This is a genomic window from Pseudomonas sp. BJa5, from assembly GCF_030272875.2.
GTDB lineage: Bacteria > Pseudomonadota > Gammaproteobacteria > Pseudomonadales > Pseudomonadaceae > Aquipseudomonas.
The window spans coordinates 37,568-53,293 of record NZ_JALRNG020000027.1 but is presented as its reverse complement, the minus strand read 5'-3'; the positions used below and the strand labels follow the sequence as shown (position 1 = coordinate 53,293).

The 15,726-nt window shown below is 63.2% G+C and carries 13 protein-coding genes; 3 read left to right on the top strand and 10 right to left on the bottom strand.

Annotated elements, in window-relative coordinates; translation table 11 throughout:
* Positions 1-21: 21 nt before the first annotated feature.
* Positions 22-1,368 (bottom strand): tryptophan--tRNA ligase, encoded by a 1,347-nt coding sequence (locus M2D63_RS16320; protein ID WP_285863981.1) that lies wholly within the window; start codon positions 1,366-1,368, stop codon positions 22-24.
* 24 nt (positions 1,369-1,392) lie between these two features.
* Positions 1,393-2,028, bottom strand: coding sequence for an alpha/beta hydrolase (locus M2D63_RS16315; protein WP_285863980.1), 636 nt, complete (start codon positions 2,026-2,028; stop codon positions 1,393-1,395).
* 138 nt (positions 2,029-2,166) lie between these two features.
* Here M2D63_RS16315 and M2D63_RS16310 point away from each other — a divergent pair, with 138 nt between their 5' ends.
* On the top strand, positions 2,167-2,601 hold the full coding sequence (locus tag M2D63_RS16310; protein ID WP_285863979.1) for a YhcB family protein: 435 nt from the start codon (positions 2,167-2,169) through the stop codon (positions 2,599-2,601).
* A gap of 78 nt (positions 2,602-2,679) precedes the next feature.
* On the opposite strand, the gene mdeB is transcribed toward M2D63_RS16310, so the two are convergent.
* Both mdeB and M2D63_RS16300 read right to left on the bottom strand, forming a co-directional pair.
* On the bottom strand, positions 2,680-5,379 hold the full coding sequence (gene mdeB / locus M2D63_RS16305; protein ID WP_285863978.1) for an alpha-ketoglutarate dehydrogenase: 2,700 nt from the start codon (positions 5,377-5,379) through the stop codon (positions 2,680-2,682).
* A gap of 36 nt (positions 5,380-5,415) precedes the next feature.
* Entirely contained in the window at positions 5,416-6,612 is a 1,197-nt protein-coding gene (locus M2D63_RS16300; RefSeq protein WP_285863977.1) for a methionine gamma-lyase, read from the bottom strand.
* A gap of 127 nt (positions 6,613-6,739) precedes the next feature.
* On the opposite strand from M2D63_RS16300, the gene M2D63_RS16295 reads away from it, so the two are divergent.
* Positions 6,740-7,219, top strand: a complete 480-nt coding sequence (locus M2D63_RS16295) for an Lrp/AsnC family transcriptional regulator (protein ID WP_285863976.1) — start codon at positions 6,740-6,742, stop codon at positions 7,217-7,219.
* A gap of 174 nt (positions 7,220-7,393) precedes the next feature.
* Here the strand turns inward: M2D63_RS16295 and cysN are convergent, their stop codons facing one another.
* The 3 genes from cysN to M2D63_RS16280 form a co-directional block, all read right to left on the bottom strand.
* Positions 7,394-9,295 (bottom strand): sulfate adenylyltransferase subunit CysN, encoded by a 1,902-nt coding sequence (cysN, locus tag M2D63_RS16290; RefSeq protein WP_285863975.1) that lies wholly within the window; start codon positions 9,293-9,295, stop codon positions 7,394-7,396.
* A gap of 14 nt (positions 9,296-9,309) precedes the next feature.
* Positions 9,310-10,227, bottom strand: coding sequence for a sulfate adenylyltransferase subunit CysD (gene cysD / locus M2D63_RS16285; protein WP_285863974.1), 918 nt, complete (start codon positions 10,225-10,227; stop codon positions 9,310-9,312).
* A 136-nt stretch (positions 10,228-10,363) separates the two neighbouring features.
* Positions 10,364-11,122 carry a Nif3-like dinuclear metal center hexameric protein gene (locus M2D63_RS16280; protein WP_285863973.1) on the bottom strand — a complete coding sequence of 253 codons (759 nt, stop codon included), beginning with the start codon at positions 11,120-11,122 and terminating at the stop codon, positions 10,364-10,366.
* 227 nt (positions 11,123-11,349) lie between these two features.
* Here M2D63_RS16280 and algW point away from each other — a divergent pair, with 227 nt between their 5' ends.
* Positions 11,350-12,507: a Do family serine endopeptidase AlgW gene (gene algW / locus M2D63_RS16275; RefSeq protein WP_285863972.1), complete on the top strand. Its 1,158-nt coding sequence runs from the start codon at positions 11,350-11,352 to the stop codon at positions 12,505-12,507.
* A gap of 122 nt (positions 12,508-12,629) precedes the next feature.
* On the opposite strand, the gene M2D63_RS16270 is transcribed toward algW, so the two are convergent.
* The 3 genes from M2D63_RS16270 to M2D63_RS16260 are packed head-to-tail and all read right to left on the bottom strand — an operon-like array spanning position 12,630 to position 15,691.
* Positions 12,630-13,394, bottom strand: coding sequence for an amino acid ABC transporter ATP-binding protein (locus M2D63_RS16270; RefSeq protein ID WP_274295875.1), 765 nt, complete (start codon positions 13,392-13,394; stop codon positions 12,630-12,632).
* A 10-nt stretch (positions 13,395-13,404) separates the two neighbouring features.
* A complete protein-coding gene (locus tag M2D63_RS16265; protein WP_285863971.1) occupies positions 13,405-14,502 on the bottom strand; it encodes an amino acid ABC transporter permease in 1,098 nt (365 codons plus the stop codon).
* A gap of 10 nt (positions 14,503-14,512) precedes the next feature.
* On the bottom strand, positions 14,513-15,691 hold the full coding sequence (locus M2D63_RS16260) for an amino acid ABC transporter permease (protein WP_285863970.1): 1,179 nt from the start codon (positions 15,689-15,691) through the stop codon (positions 14,513-14,515).
* Between the last annotated feature and the right edge of the window lie 35 nt (positions 15,692-15,726).

Sequence of the window (15,726 nt, the reverse complement as noted above, 5' to 3'; positions counted from 1 at the left end):
TCAGACTTGCGTCAGGCCGTTTCAGTCCTGCGGCTGCAGCGCCGCGCGCAGGCTCTCGATGGCGGCATCGCGCGCGGCCTCGTCGGCCAGCTGCGGACCGTCGGCTACGCACTCGCCTTCCAGCCATAGGCTGAAGCCCAGGCCTTCGCAGCGCACATCCAGCTCACCACCCTGCTGCAGCTGCTTGCTCACCGCACCGGCGGTCTTGCCATCGGCGAAGTTGCGCGACAGCAGCAGTTGCTCGCCATCGGCTGCCAGCAGACGGAAGCGGAAGCTGCCGTCGTCTTCGCGGAAGCTGACGAAACGCGCTGCCTTGGCCGCTTTCTTCTTGACCTGGGTGGCGCCCTGCTCGATCGAGCGGAACGAACGCAGGCCGACCGCTTCACGCAGTTGCTCGAGGAACGGGGTGGCCACCTTGCGCGCTTTCTGCGCACCGGCCAGGAGGATGTCTTCCAGGTCGCCCGGGCGGCTGATCAGCTGGTGATAGCGCTCGCGCGGCTCGCTCAGTTGGCCGTCGAGCAGCTGGAACAGACGCTGCTTGGCTTCGCCCCAACCCAGGCCCTGCAGCAGCTCGCTGCGAAACTCCTCGGCTTGCGCCGGGGTGGCGAAGGCCTGGAACAGGGTGAACAGGTGCGAATTGTCCGGATCCTTGGCTTCGCCCGGGGCACGGGAGTCGGTGACGATGCGCGAGATCGCATCCTTCATGTCCTTGGCGCTGCTGAACAACGGAATGGTGTTGTCGTAGCTCTTGGACATCTTGCGCCCGTCCAGGCCCGGCAGGGTCGCCACGCTTTCCTCGATCACCGCCTCCGGCAGGGCGAAGAACTCCTTGCCCTGGCCGAACAGGTGGTTGAAGCGCTGGCCGATGTCGCGGGCCATTTCCACGTGCTGGATCTGGTCGCGGCCGACCGGCACCTTGTTGGCGTTGAACATCAGGATGTCGGCGGCCATCAGCACCGGGTAGCTGTACAGGCCCATGCTGACACCGGCATCCGGGTCTTCACCGTTCTCCAGGTTCTTGTCCACCGAGGCCTTGTAGGCGTGGGCGCGGTTGAGCAGGCCCTTGGCCGCTACGCAGGTCAGCAGCCAGGTCAGCTCAGGGATCTCGGGGATGTCGGACTGGCGATAGAAGGTCACGCGCTCCGGGTCCAGGCCACCGGCCAGCCAGGTCGCGGCGATTTCCAGGCGCGAGCGCTGGATGCGCTGCGGGTCATCGCACTTGATCAGGGCGTGGTAGTCGGCCAGGAAGTAGAACGAGTCGACACCCGGCTCGCGGCTGGCGAGGATAGCCGGACGGATGGCACCGGCGTAGTTGCCCAGGTGAGGCGTGCCCGTGGTGGTGATACCGGTAAGGATGCGCGTAGTCATGGATAATCGCTTATCAGGCTTGTATCAATTCGAAAGGCGCGGCAGCACCAGTTCCTTGAGGTCGGTGAGCTTGCCATGGAAAAAGTGTCCGCATTCTGCCACTTTCAGCAGCTCATGGGGGCGTGCAAGTGCGTCGGACCAGTCGTAAACGATCTGCGGATCGATCACTTCGTCGGTATCCGGCTGGATCACGCTCAGCGCACACGCCTGTGGCAGCGTATCCTGGTCCCTGAGGCGCATCACCGCCGGGGCCACCATGAACAGGTGCTTGAGCGCGATGTCATTGGCTTCCAGGCGCCCGCCGAGGCTGGCGGCGACGAAACCACCGAAGGAGAAGCCCATCAGGGTCAGCGGCAGTTGCGGGTGCTTGTCCAGCAGCCACTTGGCCGCCGCCTGGGCATCGTCCACTTCACCGCTGCCCATGTCATGGCTGCCGGCACTGGCGCCGACGCCCCGGTAGTTGAAGCGCAGGGTGATGAAACCTGCATCGCGGGCGGTGCGTTGCAGCATCGACACCACCTTGTTGGTCATGGTGCCACCCTGTACCGGGTTGGGGTGGCACAGCAGCACCACGCCGCGGGCGTCGGCGACATCAAGGTACAAGGCTTCCAGTTGGCCGACCGGGCCATCGATGAATACGGGGGTTTCGCGGATAAGCAAGGATAAACTCCGTGACCTCGGAAAGGGTCGACTCGTCTAGCTGAATGATTCTGTCTGAGATATTTGCGATCGTTCGCGGTATACAGCGCAGGTCCGAGCCGTTAACGTAAAGCAAAGCCGTTTATAGAGGAAGGACTCGTGGAACTCTCGCTCTTAGTTTGGTTGTTGCCGACCCTGGCCCTCGTCGTGGGCGTCGTCGTTGGTTTCCTGGTCGCCCGCCTGCTGCCCAATGCGGCACCGAGCAGCACCCAGCGGCAGCTGGATGATATCCAGGAACGTTTCGACAGCTACCAGAACGAGGTGGTGACTCACTTCAACAGTACGGCTGCGCTGGTCAAGAAACTGACCCAGAGTTACCAGGAAGTCCAGGATCACCTGGCCGATGGCGCCAACCGCCTGGCCCTGGACGAACTGACCCGCCAGCGCCTGCTGGCCGCCCTGCACTCGGAGGCTGCCCAGGCCCCGCGTGATCGCCTGACCCCACCCCGGGACACCGAGGTGCCACGCGACTACGCGCCGAAGGCACCCAACGCGCCAGGCATGCTCGACGAGCATTACGGGCTCAAGCGCTGATAACACGAACCCCGCCGATTGGCGGGGTTTTTTGTTGGGGCCATCGCGGGGCAAGCCCGCTCCTACAGAAGCGTTAGTTCAACTGTACCAGGGGGCCTGACCAACCCTGTGGCCATAGCGCTCCAACGCCCGGTCCAGCACCTGCCGCTCGACACTCCCCTGTCCAACCAGGGTGTGCAGGCTGGCCACCACGACACTGTAGCGATCCACCTCGAAAAACCGGCGAAGCTGCTGCCGGGTATCACTGCGCCCAAAGCCATCGGTGCCCAGGGTGACATAGGGCGCCTGCACATACTCGGCGATCAGCTGCGGCCAGGCGCGCACGTAGTCGCTGGCGGCGATCACCGGTGCGCTGCCCTCAAGGCAACGCTGCACATGACTGGCGCCTGCACTGTCCTGCCCAAGTCGTCCGAGCCGCTGGATATCCCGTGCCTCACGCGCCAGCTCGCTGAAGCTGGTGACGCTGAACACCTCACTCTCGACCTGCCAGTCGGCCGCCAGCAGCTCACTGGCCGCAATCACTTCGCGCAGGATCGCACCGGAGCCCAGCAGGCGCACGCGCCCCCTGGCATCCGCCACGCGCTGTTCGACATAACGGTACATACCGCGCAAAACCTCTTCGTGCACCTGCTCGGGCAGTGACGGTTGTGGATAGTTTTCGTTCATCACCGCAACGTAATGGAACTCGTCCCGTTGCTCGCTGAGCATGCGCCGCGCCGCATGCTCGAGGATCACCGCCAGTTCGCCGGCAAAACACGGCTCCCAGGCGCGGCAATTGGGCACCATCGAAGCCATCACCAGGCTCGAGCCGTCCTGATGCTGCAAGCCTTCGCCGCCCAGGGTGGTACGCCCGGCGGTGGCGCCGAGCAATAACCCGCGGGCGCGCTGGTCGGCTGCCGCCCAGATCAGGTCGCCCACGCGCTGGAAGCCGAACATCGAGTAGTAGATGTACACCGGCAGCATCGGCTCGCCATGCACCGCATAGGACGTTGCCGCCGCCACCCAGGAAGAAATCGCCCCGGCTTCGGTAATGCCCTCCTCCAGCAACTGACCGTCCTGGGCCTCCTTGTAGGACAACAACGAGCCGGCATCCTCAGGCTCATAGCACTGCCCCAGGGGCGAATAGATACCAATCTGCCGGAACAGGCTGGCCATGCCGAAGGTGCGCGCCTCGTCGGCCACGATCGGCACCACCCGCGGCCCCAGCTCCGGCGCCTTGAGCCAGGCACCGAGCATGCGCACCGCGGCCATGGTGGTGGACATTTCCTTGCCTTCGGCCTGCAGGGCAAAGCCGCCCATGGTCGCCAGCGCCGGCACGGCTATCGGGCGCACTTCACTGCGCCGTGCCGGCAAGGGTCCGCCGAGGGCCGCTCGGCGCTCCCGCAGATAGCGCATTTCCGGGCTGTCTTGGGCCGGGCGATAGAACTGCAACTGCTCGACCTGGCTGTCACTGAGCGGCAGGTGGAAGCGGTCGCGGAAGGCCAGCAGGGCCTGCACGTCGAGCTTCTTGGCCTGGTGCGCGGTCATCCGCGACTCGCCGGCAGCGCTCATGCCATAACCTTTCTTGGTCTTGGCCAGGATCACGCTGGGGCGGCCCTTGCAGGCCCGGGCGGCGGCGAAGGCCGCGTGCAACTTGCGAAAATCGTGACCTCCACGCTTGAGCGCGTTGATCTCGGCCGAACTCATGTGCTCCACCAGCTTCTGCAGGGCCGGTTGCTGGTTGAAAAAGTGTTCGAGGTTATAGGTGCCGTCCTTGGCGCCCAGGTTCTGGAACTGGCCATCCGGTGTCGCCGCCAACTGGCGCAGCAACACATGCTCGGTGTCGCGGGCGAACAGCGCATCCCACTCCGAGCCCCAGAGCACCTTGATTACGTTCCAGCCGGCGCCGCTGAACAGCGCTTCGAGCTCCTGGATGATCTGGCCGTTGCCACGCACCGGGCCGTCCAGGCGCTGCAGGTTGCAGTTGACCACGAAGGTCAGGTTGTCCAGTTGCTCGCGCGCCGCCAGGGTCAGGCCGGCAATGGATTCCGGCTCATCCATCTCGCCATCGCCGAATACCCCCCAGACATGCCGCTGCGCGGTGTCGGCCAACTGACGATTGTGCAAGTAGCGCATGAAGCGCGCCTGGTAGATGGCGTTGATCGGGCCGATGCCCATGGAGCCGGTGGGGAACTGCCAGAAGTCCGGCATCAACCAGGGGTGTGGATAAGAGCACAGCCCCTTGCCCGCCACTTCCTGGCGGTAACTGGCCAGCTGCTCCTCACTCAAGCGCCCTTCGAGAAACGCCCGTGCATAAATGCCCGGCGCCGAATGGGGCTGGAAGAACACCAGGTCGGCCGTGCGTCGCTCGCCGCCGCTGTCGCCACGAAAGAAGTGCTGGAAGCCGACCTCGAAGATTTCCGCCGCCGAGGCGTAGCTGGCAATATGGCCACCCAGGTCGCCATAGGCGTGGTTGGCCCGCACCACCATGGCCAGGGCGTTCCAGCGCAGGATGCTGGTGATGTGCTCCTCAAGCTCCAGGTCGCCCGGGTAGGCGCCCTGCTGCTCCACCGACAAGCTGTTGCGGTACGCCGAAAAGGGCTGCACGCCATGTTCCACGCCCAGCTCGCGAGCATGGGCCTGCAATTGCTGGAGGAGGAATCGTGCGCGCTCCGGGCCGCAGTGGCGCAGGGTCGACTCCAGCGCCTCCAGCCATTCGGCGGTCTCACCCGGATCGCTGTCGACTTGTGGATCGTCCCCTATTGGCCGCGGCACAGCATCGCCAGGCACAAGGCTCATCATCGCCACCATCGTATTGACCTCTTCCGTGAGGGTTCAGGCGCAGGCTTTCAGCGCCTGTTCGATATCCGCCAGCAGGTCGTCGATGTCCTCCAGGCCCACCGACAACCGCACCAGCCCCTCGGAGATGCCATAACGGGCACGCTCTTCTGGGGTATAGCTGGAATGCGTCATGCTCGCCGGGTGCTGGGCCAGGGACTCGGCATCGCCCAGGCTGACGGCGCGGCTGAACAGTTGCAGGGCGTTCATGAAGCGCCGTCCCGCAGTGATGCCGCCCTTGAGTTCGAAGGCGAGCATGCCGCCGGGCAGGCGCATCTGCTGCTTGGCCAGCTGGTACTGGGGAAAGCTGGGCAGGCCGGGGTAGTTGATCAGCTCCACGGACGGGTGCTGCTCGAGGAACTCGGCGATGACCTGGGCATTGCTGCAGTGGCGATCCATGCGCAGGTTCAGGGTTTTCATGCCGCGCATTAGCAAGGCGGCGTCCTGGGGCGACATCACGGCACCGGTCATGTCCTTCAGCCCTTCCAGGCGAATCCGGTCCACCAGTGCCTTGCGTCCGACTACCAGGCCGGCGGTGATATCACCGTGGCCACTGAGGTACTTGGTGGCCGAATGCACCACCAGGTCGGCGCCCAGTTCCAGCGGACGCTGCAAGTAGGGGGTGCAGTAGGTGTTGTCGACCACCAGCTTGATGTCGTGCGCGTGGGCCAGCGCGGCCACCGCAGCGATATCGGCCATCTGCATATTAGGGTTGGCCGGGGTTTCGAAGTAGATGACCTTGGTTTTACTGCTGATCGCTGCCGCAACGGCCTCAAGGTCGGTCAGGTCCACATGCCGGACCTCGACCCCGAACTCACCGATGCCGTGGTGCAGGAAGGCGAAGGTGCAGCCGTAGAGCGTGCGCCCCACCAGCACTTCATCACCGGGACGTAGCAGGGTCCATAAGGTCGCCGTGATCGCGCCCATGCCCGATGCCAGCGCCAGGCCGGCTTCGCCGCCTTCGAGGGACGCCATCCGTTGCTCCAGCAAGGCCAGGGTGGGGTTGGAGATGCGACTGTAGAAGTGTCCACCCTCTTCCCCGGCAAAGCAGGCCGCGCCGTATTCGACTGTAGGAAAAGCGAAGGTGGCCGTCTGGTAGACCGGGGGCACCAGCGCCCCTTGATGAGCCAGCGGGTCATAGCCGTGATGGATGGCACGGGTAGCAAAACCTGAATCCTTGGTGGAGCCGCTCATGACAACAGCCTCTTGTGGTTTGTTATAAGCTTATGCCACTGAGGTGCTGAATTTTTTCCAAATGTGACCACCCTTACCCGGGGTTGTTGATAAAAAAACAGTGATTCCAGGCCACGGAGGGCAAACCATGCCTACCGCCATCGACCGTACCGACCGCGCCCTGCTCGCCGCCTTGCAGGACAATGCCCGGCTGACCATTTCCGAACTCGCCGACAACGTCGCCCTGACTACCTCGCCCTGCTGGCGGCGGGTCAAGCTGCTGGAAGAAAACGGCTACATCACCGGCTACCAGGCCATCCTCTCACCCAAGGCCCTGGGCTTTGGCGTGACGGCCTTTGTCAGCATCATGATGGATTCGCACAACAAGGACATGGCCCGGGCCTTCGAGCAGCGGCTGATGGAGATTCCCGAGATCGTCGCCTGCCACAACATCTCCGGACGCTACGACTTCCTGCTAGAGGTCCTGGCGCGGGACCTGGAGTCGTTCGGCGAGTTCGCCCGGGAAGTGCTGCAGTCGTTGCCGGGGGTGAAGGAGATTTATTCGAGCTTTTCGTTCAAGGCGGTGAAGGAGAAGCGGGTGATTCCGGTGTCGGAAAAACACATTTGAGCAGGCTGCTTCGGCGCAAGCAGCGCTGGTAGGAGCGGGCTTGCCCCGCGATTGATATCACCGCCGCATCGCGGGGCAAGTCGGGTCGCCGCACCGCCGTTCCTACAGGGCCGGAGTTTGGTTCGGGCAACAAAAAACCCCACCGAGGTGGGGTTTTCCGTTCAGGGCTGACGCTTAGATCGCACCACGCTGACGCAGCAGCTCCAGCACCTGCTTGACGCCCTCTTCCAGGCTGACGCTCTGGGTGTCGATCACCAGATCCGCATCCAGCGGTACGTCATACGGGAAGCTTTCACCCGGGATGTTGTCGCCACCGGCGGCATACAGGCCCTGCGGGTCACGCTCGCGGCAGGCCAGCGGCGAAGCCTGGACGTAGACGGTGAGCAGGCGCTCCTTGCCGATCAGGGCCTTGGCCTGTTCGCGGCCTTCGGCATCCGGGGCGACGAAGGCGGCCAGGGTCAGCAGGCCGGCTTCGTTGAACTGGCGCGCCACGTGGGCGGCACGACGCCAGTTCTCGGTACGCCCGGCACGGTCCTGGGGCAGGCCCTTGTTCAGGTCGTGGCGCAGGTTCTGGCCATCGAGCACATAGACCGCACGGCCCATGTCGAACAGCTTGCGCTCCACGGCGTAGGCCAGGGTGCTCTTGCCCGCACCCGACAGGCCGCTGAACAGCACGGTGGCCGGTTGCTGGCCGAAGCGCAGGGCACGCTCTTCGGTGTCCACATGCGCCAGCTTGCCATGCTGGCCAACGGTACCGTGCGGCACGACCGGTGGCGCGATGATCATGCCGGCGCCGACGGTGCCGTTGGTCAGGCGGTCGATGATGATGAACGCACCGGTGGTGCGGTTGCTGTCATAGCCGTCCAGGGCGATCGGTGCGTCGAGGCTGACCTTGACCTTGCCGATCTCGTTCAGTTGCAGGGCACTGGCAGCGCCCTGCTCCAGGGTGTTCACATCAACCTTGTGAGTGATGCTGGCGATCGAGCCCGGCACATAGCTGGTGGCGCGCTTGATGTCGTATTTCTTGCCCGGCAGCATCGGCTCTTCGGCCATCCACACCAGCATGGCGTCGAACTGGTCGGTCACCGGCGGCACGTTGTCGGCATGCACCAGCAGGTCGCCACGGGAGATGTCGATCTCGTCTTCCATGGTCAGGGTCACGGCCTGGCCGGGACCGGCGTTCTCCAGCTCACCTTCGAAGGTGACGATGGATTTGACCCGGCTGCTCTTGCCCGACGGCAGTACCACGATCTCGTCGCCCTTGTGCACCACGCCGCTCGCCAGGGTGCCGGCAAAGCCGCGGAAGTTCAGGTTCGGACGGTTGACGTACTGCACCGGGAAACGCAGGTCGGTGAAGTTGCGGTCGGCCGCTACTTCCACGGTTTCGAGGATTTCCATCAGCGCAGGGCCGGTGTACCACGGCGAACGCTCGCTGCGGTTGACCACGTTGTCGCCCTTGAGCGCCGACATCGGTACGAAGTGCAGGCTGCTCGGGGTCATGTTGATGGCTTCGGCGAACGCCAGGTAGTCGGCCTTGATGCTCTCGAACACGCCTTGGTCGAAGCCCTTGAGGTCCATCTTGTTGACCGCGACGACGATGTGCTTGATACCCAGCAACGAGGCGATGTAGCTGTGCCGGCGGGTCTGGGTCTGCACGCCGTAGCGGGCGTCGACGAGGATGATCGCCAGGTCGCAGGTGGACGCGCCAGTGGCCATGTTGCGGGTGTACTGCTCGTGACCCGGGGTGTCGGCGATGATGAACTTGCGCTTGGCAGTGGAGAAGTAGCGGTAGGCCACATCGATGGTGATGCCCTGCTCACGCTCGGCCTGCAGGCCGTCGACCAGCAACGCCAGGTCGATGTCGTCACCGGTGGTGCCGACTTTCTTCGAGTCGCGGGTGATGGCTTCCAGATGGTCTTCGTAGATCATCTTCGAGTCGTGCAGCAGGCGCCCGATCAGGGTGCTCTTGCCGTCGTCGACGTTACCGCAGGTAAGGAAGCGCAGCAGTTCTTTACGTTCGTGCTGGGCCAGGTAGGCGAGGATGTCCTCGCTGATCAATTCGGATTGGTGCGACATGGTCTGACCCTAACTTAGAAATAGCCTTGACGTTTCTTGTCTTCCATGGAGCCGGCACCATCGTGGTCGATGACGCGGCCCTGGCGCTCGGAAGTGCGCGTCAGGAGCATTTCCTGAATGATGTCGGTCAGGGTTTCAGCCTCAGACTCGACAGCGCCCGTCAACGGGTAGCAGCCAAGGGTACGGAAACGCACTTTCTTCTTGACGATGCGGGCCTTTTCTTCATCCGAGAGGTGCTCGAGGATGCGCTCGTCATCGATCATGATCAGGGTGCCGTTCTTCTCGATCACGTCACGCTCGGCAGCGAAGTACAGCGGCACGATCGGGATGCCTTCGAGGTAGATGTACTGCCAGATGTCCAGCTCGGTCCAGTTCGACAGGGGGAAGACACGGATCGATTCGCCCTTGTTGACCTTGCCGTTATAGACGTTCCACAGCTCCGGGCGCTGGTTCTTCGGATCCCAGCGGTGCTTGCTGTCGCGGAACGAGTAGACGCGTTCCTTGGCCCGGGACTTTTCTTCGTCGCGGCGGGCACCACCGAAGGCGGCATCGAAACCATGCTTGTCGAGTGCCTGCTTCAGGCCCTCGGTCTTCATGATGTCGGTGTGCTTGGCACTGCCGTGGGTGAAGGGGTTGATGCCCTGGGCGACGCCTTCTGGGTTGACGTGAGTGATCAGCTCCAGGCCCATTTCCTCGACCATCTTGTCGCGGAAGCTGTACATCTCCTGGAATTTCCACTGGGTGTCGACGTGCATCACCGGAAACGGCAGCTTGCCCGGGAAGAAAGCCTTGCGCGCCAGATGCAGCATCACGGCCGAGTCCTTGCCGATCGAGTACAGCATCACCGGGTTATCGAACTCGGCGGCCACCTCACGAATGATGTGGATGCTCTCCGCCTCCAACTGTTTCAAATGCGTCAGTTTGTCGACCATGGCTACTCACGGAAATACGATCTTATGGACGGCCAGCGGGCCGTGTTCGAGCGGGTCACTGTATCACAGCACTCGATTCTATTTAGCCGCCCAACTAGAACGAAACAGTATAAGAATATACCCTGCCGTTTGAGCCTCAGATCGGGTTCGGACAATCGATGAACAGGTGCTCCAGGGCAAAGCGTCGGGCCAGGTAATCACCCAACGCCTGCACGCCGTAACGCTCGGTGGCATGGTGACCGGCGGCGATGAAGCTGATGCCGTTTTCCCGGGCACTGTGGAAGGTCTGCTCGGAGGCTTCGCCGCTGAGGAACAGGTCGACACCGGCGGCAATCGCCTGGTCGATGTAACCCTGGCCGCCCCCGGTGCACCAGCCGACCCGACGAATCACCTGCTCGCCTTCGATCACCAGCGGCTCGCGGCCCATCACCTCTTGCACCTTGCGGGCGAAGTCGCGCGCCGACATCGGCTCGGCCAGCGAGCCGACCAGACCGACGACCCGCGGGTTGTCCGGGTCCAGCGGTCCTTCCACGGTGATATCCAGCTGGCGGGCCAGTTGCACGTTGTTACCCACTTCCGGGTGCAGGTCCAGCGGCAGGTGATAGGCCAGCAAGCTCAGGTCGTTCTTGAGCAGGGTCTTGAGCCGGCGCTGTTTCATGCCGGTGATGCAGGGGTTTTCGCCCTTCCAGAAGTAACCGTGGTGCACCAGCACCAGGTCGGCCTCGGCTTCGACCGCCGCATCCAGCAAGGCCTGGCTGGCGGTGACGCCGCTGACGATGCGGGTCACCTGCGGACGCCCTTCCACCTGCAGGCCATTGGGGCAGTAATCCTGGATTTTTGCGCTGCCAAGGTAGCGTTCGGCTTCCTCGACCAGGGTGCTCAGGGCAACAGCCATGAAAAGACTCCTCAAATCAGGTTCAGCGCGGCACAAGGCCCCGTATAATGGCTGCCATTATGGGCCGTCGCCGGGTTTGGGGAAACCGACGGCAGTTGCCCGGGGGTATCCGACGTTGGCCTTCGTGGTGCTTTGGCAGTTCCTGCCCAGGCCTTGCCACAGTATGATCGCGCGCGTTCACGCTCCCGGCTGTCCACGGCCCTCTGCCAACTCCCAGGATTTGTTCAATGTTCAAGGCTTTGCGTTACTTTGCCTGGCCACTGCTGGTCGGTGTGCTGATCGCCCTGTTGATCATCCAGCGTTTTCCGCAATGGGTCGGCCTGCCCAGCCAGGACGTCAACCTGCAGCAGGCGCCGCAGACCACGCGGATCATGCAGGGCCCGGTGTCCTATGCCGACGCGGTCAGCAATGCCGCCCCGGCGGTGGCCAACCTGTACACCACCAAGGTGGTCAACAAGACCGCCCACCCGCTGTTCGAAGACCCGCAGTTCCGCCGCTTCTTCGGTGACAACCTGCCCAAGCAGCGGCGCTGGGAATCGAGCCTGGGTTCGGCGGTGATCATGAGCCCGGAAGGCTACCTGCTGACCAACAACCATGTGACCTCCGGCGCCGACCAGATCGTGGTGGCGCTCAAGGATGGCCGCGAAACCCTGGCACGGGTCATCGGCAGCGACCCGGAAACCGACCTGGCCGTCCTCAAGATCGACCTGAAGAACCTGCCGTCGATCACCATCGGCCGTTCCGACAACATCCACATCGGCGACGTCGCCCTGGCCATCGGCAACCCCTTCGGCGTCGGCCAGACCGTGACCATGGGCATCATCAGCGCCACCGGCCGTAACCAGTTGGGCCTGAACAACTACGAAGACTTCATCCAGACCGATGCCGCGATCAACCCGGGCAACTCCGGTGGCGCGCTGGTAGACGCCAACGGCAACCTGACCGGCATCAACACAGCGATCTTCTCCAAGTCCGGCGGTTCCCAGGGCATCGGCTTCGCCATTCCGACCAAGCTGGCGCTGGAGGTGATGAAGTCGATCATCGAACATGGCCAGGTGATTCGTGGCTGGCTGGGCATCGAAGTGCAGCCGCTGAGCCAGGAACTGGCGGAATCCTTCGGCATGCAAGGGCGTCCGGGGATCGTGGTGGCGGGGATCTTCCGCGACGGCCCGGCGCAGAAGGCCGGCCTGCAACTGGGTGACGTGATCCTCAGCATCAACGGCGAACAGGCCGGCGATGGTCGTCGCTCGATGAACCAGGTGGCGCGGATCAAGCCCAACGACAAGGTGGCGATCCAGGTCATTCGCAACGGCAAGGAGCTGAAGCTGACCGCCGAGATCGGCCTGCGTCCGCCGCCTGCGCCGGTGACCAAGGAAGAAGACTGATACCGGGTAGGAGCGGGCTTGCCCCGCGATGACGTCTGGACAGACAACGCAGATGTGTTGCCAGAACCGGCTTCATCGCGGGGCAAGCCCGCTCCTACAGTGCACCGTTAAAGCCAGAGGCCTCAGTGCAGGATCTGGCTCAGGAACAGCTTGGTCCGCTCATTCTGCGGCCGGTCGAAGAAGTCGTCCGGCGCCGCCTGTTCGACGATCTCACCCTTGTCCATGAAGATCACCCGGTTCGCCACGGTTCGGGCAAAGCCCATTTCGTGGGTCACGCAGAGCATGGTCATGCCGTCTTCGGCCAGGCTGACCATGGTGTCGAGCACTTCCTTGACCATTTCCGGATCGAGCGCCGAGGTCGGCTCGTCGAACAGCATGATCTTCGGTTTCATGCACAGCGCACGGGCAATCGCCACCCGCTGCTGCTGACCACCGGACAGCTGTCCCGGGTACTTGTTGGCCTGCTCCGGAATCCGCACCCGCTCAAGGTAATGCATGGCGATTTCCTCGGCCTTGCGCTTGGGCATCTTGCGCACCCACATCGGCGCCAGGGTGCAGTTCTGCAGGATGGTCAGGTGCGGGAACAGGTTGAAGTGCTGGAACACCATGCCGACTTCACGGCGGATCGCTTCGATCTGCTTGAGGTCGTTGGTCAGTTCCACGCCATCGACCACGATGCGGCCCTGCTGGTGCTCTTCCAGGCGGTTGAGGCAGCGGATGGTGGTGGACTTGCCCGAACCCGACGGTCCGCACAGGACGATACGTTCGCCCTGGCGCACATTCAGGTTGATGTCCTTGAGCACGTGGAACTGGCCGTACCACTTGTTCACGCCCTGCATCTGAATAATGCCTTCAGGGCTCACAGGCTGTTTGATCGCTTCACTCATGGGAACACTCCTAACGCTTGTGGCCTGTGTCCAGCTTGCGCTCCAGATGCATGGAGTAGCGGGACATACCGAAACAGAAAATCCAGAAAACCAGGGCGGCGAACACGTAGCCCTCGGTCGCCATGCCCAGCCAGGTAGGGTCGGCAGCGGCTTGCTTGACGCTGTTGAGCAGGTCGAACAGGCCGATGATGATCACAAGGCTGGTGTCCTTGAACAGGGCAATGAAGGTGTTGACGATGCCCGGGATCACCAGCTTCAGGGCTTGCGGCAGGATCACCAGGCCCATCGCCCGCCAGTAGCCCAGGCCCATGGCCGCGGCCGCTTCGTACTGGCCTTTGGGAATAGCCTGCAGGCCGCCGCGTACCACTTCGGCGATGTAGGCCGACTGGAACAGGATCACCCCGATCATCGCCCGCAGCAGCTTGTCGAAGCTCATGCCTTCGGGCAGGAACAGCGGCAACATCACCGACGACATGAACAGCACGGTGATCAACGGCACGCCCCGCCAGAACTCGATGAAGGTCACGCAGACCACCTTCACCGCCGGCATGTTCGAGCGCCGCCCCAACGCCAGCAGGATGCCCAGCGGCAAGGCGCCGACGATGCCCACGGTGGCGATCACCAGGGTCAGCATCAGGCCGCCCCACTGGCTGGTCGGCACCGTGGCCAGGCCCAGGAAGCCGCCATGCAGCAGGGTGTAGGCAATGATCGGGTAGGCCACCAGGAAGCACAGGCCGTAGATCGCCTTGCGCGGGAAGCGCGAGACGAACAGCGGCGCGGCGCCGATCACCGCCAGCCACACGGTCAGGTCGACCCGCCAGCGCAGTTCGGTCGGGTAGTAGCCGTACATGAACTGGCCGAAGCGCTGCTGGATGAACACCCAGCAGGCGCCTTCCTTGGTGCAGTCGGCACGGGTGGTGCCGACCCAGTTGGCGTCGAAGATCGACCACTGCAGCAGCGGCGGTACGATAAGCCATACCAGGTACAGGGCAAACAGCGTCAGCAAGGTGTTGAGCCAGCTGGAGAACAGGTTGCTGCGCATCCAGGCCAGCACACCGACGGTTTTCACCGGTGGCGGCATATCGGGTTTGAATACATGGGAAGTCATGCGCGTGTCCTCACCGCTCGATCAGCGCAATGCGCTTGTTGTACCAGTTCATCAGCAGCGAAATGCTGATGCTGATGGCCAGGTAGACGCTCATGGTGATGGCGATCACCTCGATGGCCTGACCGGTCTGGTTGAGCACGGTACCGGCGAACAGCGAGACCATTTCCGGATAACCGATACCGGCCGCCAGCGAAGAGTTCTTCGCCAGGTTCAGGTACTGGCTGGTCAGCGGCGGGATGATCACCCGCAGCGCCTGGGGAATGATCACCTTGCGCAGCGTCGGCCCTTCACGCAGTCCCAGGGAACGGGCGGCTTCGGTCTGGCCATGGCTGACCGAACGGATGCCCGAACGCACGATCTCGGCAATGAACGCTGCGGTGTAGATGGTCAGGGCCAGGGTCAGGGCCAGCAGCTCGGGGATCAGCACCCAGCCACCGACGAAGTTGAAGCCCTTGAGCTGCGGCATTTCCCAGTGCAGGGGGGCACCGAACAGCAGCACGCACAGCGCCGGAATGCCGAAGAACAGGAACAGGCCGACCCAGAACTTGTGAAACGGCTCGCCGGTGGCTTCGAAGCGCCGGTTGGCCAGGCGCACCATCACCACGATGGCGACGATAGCCAGCACCAGGCTGACGACGAATGGCCAGAATCCTTCGGCCACGGAAGCACCGGGCATGTTCAGGCCCCGGTTGCTGATAAAGAAGGCGTCGTTGATGTTGATACTGCCCCGCGGTCCCGGCAGGGTCAGGAACACCGCGAAGTACCAGAACAGGATCTGCAGTAGCGGTGGAATGTTACGGAAAGTCTCGACATACACCGTGGCCAGCTTGTTGATCATCCAGTTCGGTGACAACCGCGCCACACCGATGATGAACCCCAGCAGGGTCGCCAGGACGATACCGATAAAGGTCACCAGCAGGGTGTTGAGCAGGCCGATGACGAATACCCGGGCATAGCTGTCCTGCTCGGTGTAGGGGATCAGGTGCTGGGCGATGCCGAAGCCGGCGCTGCGCTCGAGAAAGTCGAAACCCGAGGTGATGCCCCGGTGTTGCAGGTTGGTCTGGGTGTTGTGGAACAGGTACCAGCCCAGAGCGACCACCGCGACCACGGTGATGATCTGGAACAGCCACGCACGCACACGTGGATCGCTCAGGGATAGCCCCTTGGGTGCGCCGATTTGATTTTGCATGTAATGCCCCGGAGAAAAGGGAGTCGAACAACCTG

Bases quoted from the DNA above. Each gene is read 5' to 3' on its own strand.
- cysN (WP_285863975.1), bottom strand. From the start codon at position 9,295: ATGTCGCACCAATCCGAATTGATCAGCGAGGACATCCTCGCCTACCTG.
- M2D63_RS16300 (WP_285863977.1), bottom strand. From the start codon at position 6,612: ATGAGCGGCTCCACCAAGGATTCAGGTTTTGCTACCCGTGCCATCCAT.
- M2D63_RS16280 (WP_285863973.1), bottom strand. From the start codon at position 11,122: ATGGCTGTTGCCCTGAGCACCCTGGTCGAGGAAGCCGAACGCTACCTT.
- M2D63_RS16295 (WP_285863976.1), top strand. From the start codon at position 6,740: ATGCCTACCGCCATCGACCGTACCGACCGCGCCCTGCTCGCCGCCTTG.
- M2D63_RS16320 (WP_285863981.1), bottom strand. From the start codon at position 1,368: ATGACTACGCGCATCCTTACCGGTATCACCACCACGGGCACGCCTCAC.
- M2D63_RS16270 (WP_274295875.1), bottom strand. From the start codon at position 13,394: ATGAGTGAAGCGATCAAACAGCCTGTGAGCCCTGAAGGCATTATTCAG.
- M2D63_RS16260 (WP_285863970.1), bottom strand. From the start codon at position 15,691: ATGCAAAATCAAATCGGCGCACCCAAGGGGCTATCCCTGAGCGATCCA.
- cysD (WP_285863974.1), bottom strand. From the start codon at position 10,227: ATGGTCGACAAACTGACGCATTTGAAACAGTTGGAGGCGGAGAGCATC.
- mdeB (WP_285863978.1), bottom strand. From the start codon at position 5,379: ATGAGCCTTGTGCCTGGCGATGCTGTGCCGCGGCCAATAGGGGACGAT.
- algW (WP_285863972.1), top strand. From the start codon at position 11,350: ATGTTCAAGGCTTTGCGTTACTTTGCCTGGCCACTGCTGGTCGGTGTG.
- M2D63_RS16265 (WP_285863971.1), bottom strand. From the start codon at position 14,502: ATGACTTCCCATGTATTCAAACCCGATATGCCGCCACCGGTGAAAACC.